Genomic DNA, 11,403 nt, shown 5'->3' on the forward strand with positions numbered 1-11,403 from the left:
CGAGCGACAGGAAGCCGTCGTTTTATTTTATGTGTTCACCAATCTATTCTTCGCACAGTAAGGCGGCGTTTTGCACGTGAGAAAAGTCGAGGTGAAACCATACCGCGGGTAAAAGGCCATTGCGCGAATGCATAATGATCTTAAACCTGTCACTATCGGGATGAATCTGGTAGGTGACTTTTCCGTTGGCGTCCTTACCGAAAGCGCCGTTATTCCTTGCCAGCGTACGGATAGCATCTACAGCGGTAAGCGACGAACCTTTAACCGCAACCGGGTGATTAACCTTTAACCTAAGCTTAGCAGGCGGATACGGCGAATCGAACCAGCCGGGTACCTTGCCCTCGTATTTAACAGGCCAGTTATGGCCGGTACAAATAATTACCTGGTCAAAATCAAACTTATTCTCGTTATTAACCTGCACCTGCACCAAATCATGGTCGGGATAGTCGCTTATGTCAGTAACGGTGCTGTTGTAATGTACATTAACCTCCAGGCCTTTTTCTTTTGCCTGCTGCTGCAGCATATTAAACTGCGCAGAAAGGTATTGCCCAAACAACAGTCGCGGCAACACTTTATAATCGTTAAATTTTTTAGGGTCAATGTGAAATTTGTCCAGCGTATCTTTATGCACTGTCGCTATCCAGTCAGAAACCGAGGTAACCAGTTCAGGGATCTCATTGCCCGATACATTGGTGATATGCTCATCATTAGCGCCTTCGGTGCTGTACGGCATGCCTGCCCCGAGCTGGTGCTTTCTTTCAAAAATATCGATGGTAATATCGGGAACACCAGCCTCTACCAGGCGCTTAAACATAAACAAACTACTGGGGCCGCCGCCAAGTATGGCTACACTTTTAATATCTTTCAAGGATAATCGGTTATATTGATAATGTATGTAAAGAAACAGCCTGCCAAATTGTTTTCTATTCAATTCATAGTAATATAATTTAATTATAAAGTATGTTAGCAGTTAATATAAAGGTGTTGGTGCGGCAAGACAAGTACTGAATGGATATCTTATCGCTATTAATTAGGTTAGTGCAGTATTAAAAGTTAAAGCAACAAGTTGGATGAAACAGGTATGGTTTATTTTACTGATGATGGCGGTGCTGTCCCATTCCGGTTTAGCACAAACCGGCAACCAGTATATCAAGTTGGAAACCCCGCAGGGATGGTGCATCATAAAATTGTATAACGAAACGCCTGTTCACCGGTATAATTTTATCAGATTGGTAAAAAGCGGCTATTTTAATAAAACTACCTTTAACCGCATCATCAAGAATTTTGTGATACAAGGCGGCGACCCCGATTCGTTATATGAAAAACCGCACGTGCTTAAGCCCGAACAGAAATGGATGGCGTCGGAGTTAAACGCCAACCTGTTCCATAAGCGTGGTGCGGTTGCTATGGGGCGCGATGATAACCCCGCCCAGTCATCCTTTACTACCCAGTTTTACATTGTCGACGGTAAAAAACGAACAGCTGCTCAATTGGATACTATCAGCAAAAAAAGCAAAGTGCAATTTACCGGGTTGCAACGGCAGGTTTACCAGGAAACAGGCGGTACGCCATCCCTGGACCAGCACTACACCGTTTTTGGGGAAATAGTGAAAGGGATAGAACTGGTTGACAAAATCACCGCGCTTAACGTAGACAAGAACGGTAACCCTGATGCGCCCGTAAGGATGAAGCTTACTTTATTGAAATCCAAAGAGGCAACCGCTCTCCTTAAACAATAACATTCAACCATTAAATTATATTATTATTTATAACGGTGTGTAAAACCATATCACCCGCTTTAATGTTAGCGGTATATAAACTCACACTATGAATGGTTTTTTCAAAGGGATAATAGCCGCTTGGGGCGCTAAAAAATTGGGTGGTGGATGCTTTTCTACTATCGTTATTTTTGTAGTAATATATGTATTGTTGGGCAAGTGCGACCAAAAGTCGAGCGCGGCAACTGCTCCTCCTAAAGCAAAAGTGGCTGTTTGCAGGTAATACTTATAAGTTATGGCTGCCTGATCATGTCTATGTGAGGGATGCCATCCTCATCATACTCATCGCTAACCTGTACAAATCCCAGCGATGAGTAGAATTTTACCAGGTACGCCTGGGCGCCAATTTTAATTGGGCCTTCACCAAAAATTATTTCGCACGCTTTTATAGCCGTTTGCATCAATTCCTTGCCGGCACCTGTGCCGCGCGCAAGCGGACTGGTGATAACCCTACCAATAGACACTTCTGTAAAAGAAATACCCACCGGTACCAGCCTTGCATATGCCATCAGCTGATCGCCCTGCATCAGCATAAGATGGTGGCATTTAAGATCTTTATTGTCAACATCCTGATAAACGCAATTCTGTTCAACTATAAATACTTCGTTCCGGAGACGGAGGATCATATAAAGTTCAGTAACCGTAAGGTCGTTGAAAGATTTGAGAATTGGTTTCAATGTAGTAGCCATAATTTAAATATATAAAAATGTGGCTTATCGTTGCTATAGTAATAATCATGTAAGCCCGATGTGTCGATTCGATTAACAGAATGCTAAATTATTTTTTAAATTCTCTTTTATTGATAAAAAAAATTTTCTAATTTACTCCTGCATTCGGAAAGCCCTCACCGGATTTAATCTAAATAGTTTTCTGGTTTATCAAATCAACAGCTCTGCCGTTGATTTCTGTAAAAAAATCGTTTAAAACGAATTTTTGAAGCGTTTATTTCGTTGGAAATTTCGTTTTTGAATATTTATAACTGTTTTCTTAGTTTATTATTAATATATCAATGCGTGATTGTTGCAATTTGCATAGTTACAGTTAAGGTTTATTGATAAAAGATCTATTAAAGTGGCGATTGATTAAAGATTTGTTAACTATTTTGCTTTTTTTTCATAATATTTTTTGAATTGTAATAATATTGTGATACTTTGAACTCGATTAACTTTTAACTTTTAACGCATGAAACAAAAATTACTAAATTTTGTATTGGTGTTGCTGTTTATAGGCTCTACACAAGCCTATGCGCAAACCAGGACAGTAACAGGAACTGTTACAGGGAAGGATGACGGAAAAACGCTGCCGGGAGTATCGGTAGTAGTTCAGGGTACCCGGGTTGGTACCCAAACTGGTCCGGACGGATCTTACTCAATCAAAGTTGGCTCGGGCCAATCGCTTGTATTTAGCTTTATTGGTTTTAAAACCATTATTGTTACACCGGGCGAGGGTAGAACCAACGTATCGCTTGCCGGTTCGGCCAGCGCATTAAACGAAGTAGTGGTAACCGGTTATGGTGGCCCAACTACTAAAAGGGATAACGTGGGTAGCGTATCATCTGTAAAAGGTGGTGCCATTGCCGAGCAGCCTGTACAAAACTTTCAGCAGGCATTAGGTGGCCGTGCTGCTGGTGTGCAGGTAACTATCCCGAGCGGGGTAGTGAATGCGCCTCCGGTATTTCGTATCCGTGGTACAAACTCTATTAACTTAAGTTCACAACCGCTGATTGTTGTTGATGGTATCATCAGCATATCCGGCGACGTAAGTTTAACAAACTCTACCGGTAACGCGCTGGGTAACATTAACGCAGAGGATATAGAAAGCGTTGAGATCCTGAAAGACGCTGCTGCGACCGCAATTTATGGTAGCCGTGCTGCTAACGGTGTAATTATCGTAACTACCAAAAAAGGTAAAAAGGGCAAAACGGTTGTAACATTAGATAGCTGGGTTGGTGAAGCCAAAGCAACCAGATTGCCTAAAATTTTAGATGCTTTCCAATACACTGAGATTAAAAATGAAGCTTTAAGAAATTCTACTCCTAATCTGTACAATACGGGGCCGGCAATTCCAGCTGTTCCAGCTACCGCTACTACACCGGCTATACCGGCTATACCAACAAGGTTTTACGCTTTAACAAATGATGCTAACGGAAACGCCATCAACACTAAATGGTATGACTATGTTTACCGTACCGGTGTTACTACCAACAACACGGTAAGCATGAGCGGTGCCAATGAAACTACCAGCTATTACTTATCTGCCAACTACAGTAAGCAAAAAGGTATCCTGAAAGGGAACGAATTTGGCCGCAGGAGTATTTTAGCAAACATAGATCACGCCGCAAGCAAGTATATTACTTTGGGTGGTAAAATCAACTACTCTAATGAGCGTAACTATGCATCTGCAAGCACCGGGTCGGTGTCTGGTACCGCATATGGTACAGAAGGTTTAGGCCGTATCGTATTGGTATTGCCACCAAACATTTCACCTTACAACAATGATGGCAGTTATAACCTTAATGGTAGTGCAATCGGCACACAAGGTAACACCAACATTGGTGTAACTTACCCTAACATTTTGCCTATCCTTGATCTTAACCGGTCAAATAACGAGTTGCAGCACATTTCTTCAAACGTGTATTTCCAGGTTAAACCGGCATCATGGGTAACATTAAAAACAGTTTACGGTATTGATTATATCTTTTCTGATAACGACATCTTTAACAGCCCTGTTCAGGGTAACGGTAACCCTACCGGCGGTGCAACTGCCATATACGGTAAATACAAAAATTACACCTGGACTAACACCGCGCAGTTTGCCAAAACATTTGGTGCTAAACACAATCTGAATGTTTTGTTAGGTAATGAGCAAACCCGCCGTACATCTGAGCAGTTTGGTTTAGCGCGTACCGTAATTTCTGATCCTGCATTCAATGTTATACAGGCCGGATTTACTACAAACGCTGCTACCAACATGCTGCTTACAGAAAACTACCTGGTATCATTCTTCGGCCGGTTAGATTATGACTTTGATAAAAAGTACTTCTTATCAGCCACTATACGTCGTGACGAATATTCGGCATTTGGCCCTGCTAAAAAAGCCGGTTACTTTCCGGGTGGTGGTTTAAAATGGGATATCGCACGTGAAGGTTTCTGGAGCGCTATCAAAGCAGACAAGATTTTCAGCAGCTTCCAGCTAAGAGGTAGCTATGGTAAAGTAGGTAACAACGCGGGTCTTGGCGATTTCCAGGCAACCAGCTTCTACTCATCAGGCGTATATAACACTAACCCAACATTAGCACCGTCTCAAACAGGTAATGCGCAGTTAGCCTGGGAAACCAGTAAAAAGCTTGACTTAGGTGTTAACTTTGGTTTGTTTAACGATAAGATCACTGCAGAGGTTGCTTATTACAAAAACGACATCACCGGTTTGATCTTCGGTGTGCCTCAGGCGCCATCAGCAGGTTTACCATCTAACCCGTCAATCAACGTTGGTTCGATGTACAACAAAGGTTTAGAAGTAACTATTAATGCAGATGCGGTAAGGACCAAGGATTTCACCTGGACACCATCATTCAACATCAGCTTTAATACCAACAAGGTTACTGCTTTAGCACCCGGTACGCCAAGGCTGATCACTGCTACATCAGATCTTGAAACTACTAACATTACAGAAATAGGTAAACCATTAGCTAACCTTTACATTGTACGTACTCATGGTGTAGACCCTGCAACCGGTCGCCGTATATTTGTTGATGGTACAGGCCGTGATGTTTACTTTGACTTTTACGGCGCAAACCGCTGGACTTATGCCGACGGTAGCGTAGCACCTGCAATAACACAAGCTGCAGACGCTGTGAACTACAAACAAACACAGCCAAAAGGCTTTGGTGGTTTAAGCAATACATTCCGCTACAAAAACTTTGATCTGAATTTCTTATTGACTTATCAGTTTGGCGGTAATTTGTATTATGGTACCGGATCTGGTTTGTTAGATCAACGTTTCTGGAACAACACTGTTGATGTATTAAACCGCTGGACAACACCCGGCCAGATCACCAACATCCCGAGGGTTAAATACAATGACAACATATCAAACGGTTCTTCTATGCCGCTGGATATTCACGTTTACAGCTCAAACTTTATCAAGCTTAAATCTGCAAACTTAGGTTACTCATTGCCTAAATCATTTACAAATTCAATAGGCATTAACAATGTGCGCGTGTATGTAAGCGGTTATAACCTGTTTATCATCACTAAATATCCTGGTCCGGATCCTGAAGTATCATCAAACGGTACAAGCAACGTGAGCCAGGGTGTTGACCGTAACACAGCAGGTAACCAACGTACACTTACAGCAGGTTTATCTGTTAAGTTTTAAACAATAATTTCAACATAAAATGAAAAAGAAATATATACTGATATTGGGAATGGGAGTAATGTTAAATTATTCTTGCCAAAAATCTAAGCTTTCGCCAGTTTCTCAAACATCTGTAACCAATGATGACAGGTTACTGCAATTCTCTACAGCGGCACGCATCCAATCGCAGGTGTTGGGCTTATACGCCAACTTACGTGCGGGTACGTTTATGGGTGGCCGTTACCAGGTTTACCAGGAAATTAAAGCCGAGAACTGGATCAATTTAAGTAATAACGGTGTAACCAATACCGCTACTTGGAACCAGAGTGTTACATCGACAACTACAGAGGTACAAACTTTGTGGAACCAGGCATATTTTACAATCAATAACTGTAACCTGTTGATCGATGGTTTAGGTAAAAGTACCGGTGTGGTAACACCTGCAGTGTCTGCCAATTATGTTGGCGAAGCTAAATTCATCAGGGCATTAGCATACTATGACCTGCTGCAGATGTATGCACGCCCATATTTTGATGGTAATGGCAGCAAACCTGGTGTACCTCTTCGCTTAAAAGGTAACTCGGTAGCAGATAATTATGACCTTGCCCGCTCAACAGTTGCCGAAGTTTATGCACAGATCATAAAAGATTTGAACGATGCTGAAACTGCTTTGCCACTTACTTATGGTAATGATGCAGCCACTAATACTACACGGGCACACCGCAATACTGCTATCGCTTTAAAAACAAGGGTTTATCTTGCCATGCAGCAGTATAGCAATGTAATTACCGAAGCTAACAAGATTGTAGGTACTACTACATTTACTGCGGCTGCAGGTAGTGCACCGGCCGGTGGCGTTGCTAACGCTTTACAACCTGATGTTACTAATGTGTTTAAAGCGCCTTACACTACGACTGAGTCAATTTTCTCCTTGCCGTTCTCAACGACAGAGATACCGGGTACACAAAATCAGTTAGGGTTCTATTTTTTCAATAACGGAGTAGAGGCGAACGCTGAATATTATCTGAACCCGGAAGGTGTAGTAGCCGATCCTAACTGGAAAACTGTAGACAAAAGGCGTTCTTTAATAAAAGCATCAACCGATAAAGCCCGTTTAGGTTTCAGATTTCTGCTTAAATATGCACAGCCGTCACCTTACACAGACTGGGCACCAATTATCCGTTATGCCGAAGTGTTGTTAAACCTTGCAGAAGCCCGTGCCCGCGTTAACGGAGTAGATGCGCAAGCAATCGCTTTATTAAATGCTATCCGTGGCCGGTCAGACGCAAGTACAGTATTTACAGCGGCCGGCTTTGCAAACGGCCAGGCATTAGTTAATGCTATTTTACAGGAGCGCAATATTGAATTATTGGGTGAAGGTTTCAGAAACACCGATCTGGTACGTTTGGGCTTGACCATTCCTGCTAAAGCTGGTGGTGCGCCTGCAGTTGCACCAACGTCTTCCAATTATATTTGGCCAATTCCAAGCGGCGAATTACTGTACAACAAATTAGCCACACCTAATCCGTGAGAAATAGTAATAGTTAATAATGGGCCCGGGATGCGCAATGCGTCTCGGGCTTTTTATTTATTGCTTATTTTGGAGAGATAGATAAAACGGGTAATGCGTTTTACCTTTTCAGGAGCTGGGATAGGGGTCTGTATATGCTGTTGTACCTAATTGAAAACTAATTTAAAAGACTAATAAAAACTAAGGAATAAGGATTCTTTAAGCGGTTTGTACAGGCTTTTTTGACAGCAAAATTCTTTTGATGAACGGTTGAAATATTCTTTCCAGTAAATAGGCTAATGATATCGTTACAGCCAATAATAAAATAACCTTGATGATATAAGATGTAACCTGGTTTTCGCCAAAATGAACTTTGCCAAACAAAAAGATCAGCGGTGCATGTATAATGTAGATCCCGTAAGAAATACTTCCCAGCCAACTCCCAAAGTTGATAACTACGGCACCTAATCTATGAATAGAAGTTAAGTGAGTAATTCTCAGTAGAAGACTTAATATAAAAAAGACTACAGGTACCACAAACGATTGTACATGAGGCGGGTGTTTTTCTATAACCAATAATATCAGCGAGTAAATTGGAGCGATTGTTAATAATGCAAAGTAAAACTTTTCATATTTAAACTTTTTGCCCGAGAAAATGAGCACTGCATAAACGCAGTAGGGTATAAAAGCCAGGTCCTTATAACTCATACTTATCTTTGAAGCGTCAACACCTGCAGGGTACAGTAAATTTCGGTTAAATAAGTGGTTTGTCCAGTAATTGACTACTTCCGGCAAGCCGGATCTTAACACCATTTGATCTACGGCCAGCATAAAAAATATTGTGCTTAACAGTATATTATAAGACAAGGCATTTTGTCGTTTCATTGCGTATCTGGCTAAGCAGGCGCCGCCTATCCAAAAAGAAAATCCAAACATGTACGACGAGATTATCGGTGTGTGCAGGTTAGGATAGAAAGCAAAATTGGCCAGAGCTATTAGGATAGATAAGAAAAATACAGCAAGAAAATTGAACCTGAAATAGGCAACCGGAATAAATAAAAGATAAAAAAGCACTTCGAAATGAAGCGACCAGGCAGGTCCGTTTTCTAAAAATTGAGGCACAACAAGGCACTGAAGCAGGGCAAAATTCCAAAATATCCGGTCCCCGGTATAATGTGTGCTACTAATAAGCAGCGTGATTATCAAAGCAATAACGTAAATTGGATATATCCTAATAAAGCGTTTATATAAATAAGTTGAAATTTGCCGTAAGGTGTACATTTCACTATTACTGGCAGCGATCACGTATCCGGATAGTACGAAAAAAACTAGTAAAAATAGATGCGATGATGGCGCTAATACAATTACTGCTGTTGGCTTATAACTTGGGTTAAACGTTAATCCAAGCGCACCTAAATGCCCAAAAACAACAAATAACGCAGCGTACCCGCGTAAGGCTTCTAAGTTTATATTTAAATGTTTACTCATGAACTCACCATTTCGCTTCGATTGATACGGTTAGACCGTTTTAATTGCATTTATTTACTTAAATTAAAGCAAGGGTCACTAAAGTAGTGCATTTGTATTAATTTTATAGTATTCAACAATCATCAGCGTTTTAATACGTGAACATGCAGTCAGTAAAATATTGTATTCAGCCTAATTAATTAAACTAATTTTTTAAGTTTGCAATTGGCTAATTGCGCTCCAAAATCAGGTTGCTTGCGTATTTATAATTTATGAGAAAACATACTACCCCACTCTTCTTATTAAGTCTATTCGCTATAATTTCGCTGTTATTTTTGGGCTCGTGCAGTTCTTCAAAACGACTGATCTACTTCAGTAACGTAAAAAACGATACTACCACAGCTATACCGGTAAACAGGCTGGAAACTTTAATTGCAAAAAACGATATTTTGACCATTAATATTTCTACACCTGATGCTACCGTAACAACTATGCTTAACTCGCAATTTGCACTTAGTGAGTCGCCGGCTAACGGGGGGGTAAGCGGTTACCTTGTAGATGATAAAGGTCAGATCAAAATTCCTTTATTAGGTATCTTTCAGGCCGCAAACCTTACCAAAAGTCAGCTTTCTGCAGATATAGTTAAGGCTATATTGGCCAAGAAAGTAGCGATAGACCCGATAGTGAACATCCGTATAGTGAATTTCAAAATAACTGTATTAGGAGAAGTGACACGCCCGGGTGTATTCACTGCACCTAACGAACGTATGACGCTGCCGGAAGCATTGGGCCTTTCTGGTGATTTGACTACTTATGGCAAACGCGACAACGTGTTACTGATAAGAGAGGTAGAGGGCAAAAGAACTTATAAACGGTTCAGCCTAAATAAAGATCAAATGTTTAATCCGGAAATTTATAATCTGCAAAATCAGGATATTATATATGTTGAGCCTAATAGCGCCCGTGCAGCACTGGGAGACCGGTTCTCTCAACTATTTCCAATAATTTTTAGCGCGTTAAGCTTAATTATTGTTGTGTACGCCCAGTTTATCAGATAATACTTTATCTTTTTAATGAAAAACTCCAATCAGAATACTACTACTACTAACGCTTTCGAAGGATCGACAACCCAGAACGCGCTTAGTGCTATAGCTTTTAGATACTTGCCATTTTGGCCCATATTTGTACTCACGATAGTGACCTCACTAATAGTGTGCTACTTTTACATCCATTATCAAACGCCTATTTACGAAGCCAGCTCAACCATTTTGCTGAAAGATCAAAATGGCGGCGGAACCGATGCGAGTGTTTTGCAGGCATTAGGCGTTTCCAATTCTGCCAAAACTGTCGAGAATGAGATCGAAGTGTTAAAATCGCGTATTTTAATGCAGCAGGTGGTAAAGGATATGAACCTTTACGCCCAGTTTTATAACAAAGGGACATTTAGGGATATCTTGTTATATCCTGCACCGGTAACGTTTATAGCCCTCGATCCAGACAATGTGCCCGAGGTTGGTAATGTACCAGTTTCTTTCAATTATTTGATCTCGCAAAAAGCAATGGTGCTGGGCGGTAAAAAATATCCGCTTAACACACCGGTACATACCCCTTACGGCGACTATATCATCAAGCTGAACCGTGAGGCGTCGGTAATGAAGTTTCAGGGCGAATATTATGTTTATATCCGCAATGTAAAGCCATCCGCTAAAATGCTGCTGGGCGCATTAAAGGTACAATCTGCTGCACGTAACTCTTCATTGATCTTGCTTAACCTTGCCGACCAGGTGCCCCAACGTGCCGAGGATATCCTAAACAACCTGGTACGAGTATATAACGAGGCCGGCATTAACTACAAAAACGTAACAGCATCCAATACGCTTAATTTTATTAATGAGCGTTTGGTATCGGTTACAAGAGAATTATCTTCCGTAGAAGGGAAATTGGAAAACCTTCGTAAAGACGAAAGGATCACCAACCTGTCGGCAGAGGGCCTCAATTATATGAGCAGTGCCCAGCAAAATACCGAAAAGCTGGCGCAGATCCAGATTCAGCTGGACGTTTTAGCGCAGGTAGAAAAATATATTGTAAAAAAAGGGTCCGGATCGGCATTGGTGCCGTCTACTTTGGGGCTTAATGATCAGTTGCTATCTCAACTGCTGGACAGGTTATACGGGGCCGAGCTGGAACTGGTAACGGTAAGCAAAACCTCCGGTGAAAATTCGCCGGTAGTTAATGCCATTAAAGAGCGTATTGCCCAGATAAAGCCAAGTATCCTGGAGAACTTGCGCGCTT

Annotated in this window: 9 protein-coding genes; 6 read left to right on the plus strand and 3 right to left on the minus strand. The window is 41.4% G+C overall.

Annotated elements, in window-relative coordinates; genetic code table 11:
- Positions 1–43: 43 nt before the first annotated feature.
- Positions 44–868, minus strand: coding sequence for an FAD/NAD(P)-binding protein (locus ACE5CV_RS17045; RefSeq protein WP_374951399.1), 825 nt, complete (start codon positions 866–868; stop codon positions 44–46).
- 202 nt (positions 869–1,070) lie between these two features.
- On the opposite strand from ACE5CV_RS17045, the gene ACE5CV_RS17050 reads away from it, so the two are divergent.
- A complete protein-coding gene (locus tag ACE5CV_RS17050; protein ID WP_374951400.1) occupies positions 1,071–1,739 on the plus strand; it encodes a peptidylprolyl isomerase in 669 nt (222 codons plus the stop codon).
- Between the two features lie 88 nt (positions 1,740–1,827).
- Positions 1,828–2,001 carry a hypothetical protein gene (locus ACE5CV_RS17055; RefSeq protein WP_374951401.1) on the plus strand — a complete coding sequence of 58 codons (174 nt, stop codon included), beginning with the start codon at positions 1,828–1,830 and terminating at the stop codon, positions 1,999–2,001.
- A 10-nt stretch (positions 2,002–2,011) separates the two neighbouring features.
- Here the strand turns inward: ACE5CV_RS17055 and ACE5CV_RS17060 are convergent, their stop codons facing one another.
- Positions 2,012–2,467, minus strand: a complete 456-nt coding sequence (locus tag ACE5CV_RS17060; RefSeq protein ID WP_374951402.1) for a GNAT family N-acetyltransferase — start codon at positions 2,465–2,467, stop codon at positions 2,012–2,014.
- Positions 2,468–2,960: 493 nt separating this feature from the next.
- Here ACE5CV_RS17060 and ACE5CV_RS17065 point away from each other — a divergent pair, with 493 nt between their 5' ends.
- A complete protein-coding gene (locus ACE5CV_RS17065; RefSeq protein WP_374951403.1) occupies positions 2,961–6,155 on the plus strand; it encodes a SusC/RagA family TonB-linked outer membrane protein in 3,195 nt (1,064 codons plus the stop codon).
- A 19-nt stretch (positions 6,156–6,174) separates the two neighbouring features.
- A complete protein-coding gene (locus tag ACE5CV_RS17070) occupies positions 6,175–7,665 on the plus strand; it encodes a RagB/SusD family nutrient uptake outer membrane protein (RefSeq protein ID WP_374951404.1) in 1,491 nt (496 codons plus the stop codon).
- Positions 7,666–7,863: 198 nt separating this feature from the next.
- On the opposite strand, the gene ACE5CV_RS17075 is transcribed toward ACE5CV_RS17070, so the two are convergent.
- On the minus strand, positions 7,864–9,132 hold the full coding sequence (locus ACE5CV_RS17075; protein ID WP_374951405.1) for an acyltransferase family protein: 1,269 nt from the start codon (positions 9,130–9,132) through the stop codon (positions 7,864–7,866).
- Between the two features lie 251 nt (positions 9,133–9,383).
- Here ACE5CV_RS17075 and ACE5CV_RS17080 point away from each other — a divergent pair, with 251 nt between their 5' ends.
- Both ACE5CV_RS17080 and ACE5CV_RS17085 read left to right on the plus strand, forming a co-directional pair.
- On the plus strand, positions 9,384–10,169 hold the full coding sequence (locus tag ACE5CV_RS17080) for a polysaccharide biosynthesis/export family protein (protein ID WP_374951406.1): 786 nt from the start codon (positions 9,384–9,386) through the stop codon (positions 10,167–10,169).
- 15 nt (positions 10,170–10,184) lie between these two features.
- Positions 10,185–11,403: GumC family protein (locus ACE5CV_RS17085; protein ID WP_374951407.1), on the plus strand; the 1,219-nt coding region annotated here is incomplete at its 3' end.

Origin of the sequence: Mucilaginibacter sp., assembly GCF_964263795.1 — a bacterium.
In the GTDB taxonomy this organism is placed as follows: domain Bacteria; phylum Bacteroidota; class Bacteroidia; order Sphingobacteriales; family Sphingobacteriaceae; genus Mucilaginibacter.

Coding starts and splice junctions, on each gene's coding strand:
- ACE5CV_RS17050 (WP_374951400.1), top strand. CDS start 1,071: ATGAAACAGGTATGGTTTATTTTACTGATGATGGCGGTGCTGTCCCAT.
- ACE5CV_RS17070 (WP_374951404.1), top strand. CDS start 6,175: ATGAAAAAGAAATATATACTGATATTGGGAATGGGAGTAATGTTAAAT.
- ACE5CV_RS17065 (WP_374951403.1), top strand. CDS start 2,961: ATGAAACAAAAATTACTAAATTTTGTATTGGTGTTGCTGTTTATAGGC.
- ACE5CV_RS17055 (WP_374951401.1), top strand. CDS start 1,828: ATGAATGGTTTTTTCAAAGGGATAATAGCCGCTTGGGGCGCTAAAAAA.
- ACE5CV_RS17075 (WP_374951405.1), bottom strand. CDS start 9,132: ATGAGTAAACATTTAAATATAAACTTAGAAGCCTTACGCGGGTACGCT.
- ACE5CV_RS17080 (WP_374951406.1), top strand. CDS start 9,384: ATGAGAAAACATACTACCCCACTCTTCTTATTAAGTCTATTCGCTATA.
- ACE5CV_RS17060 (WP_374951402.1), bottom strand. CDS start 2,467: ATGGCTACTACATTGAAACCAATTCTCAAATCTTTCAACGACCTTACG.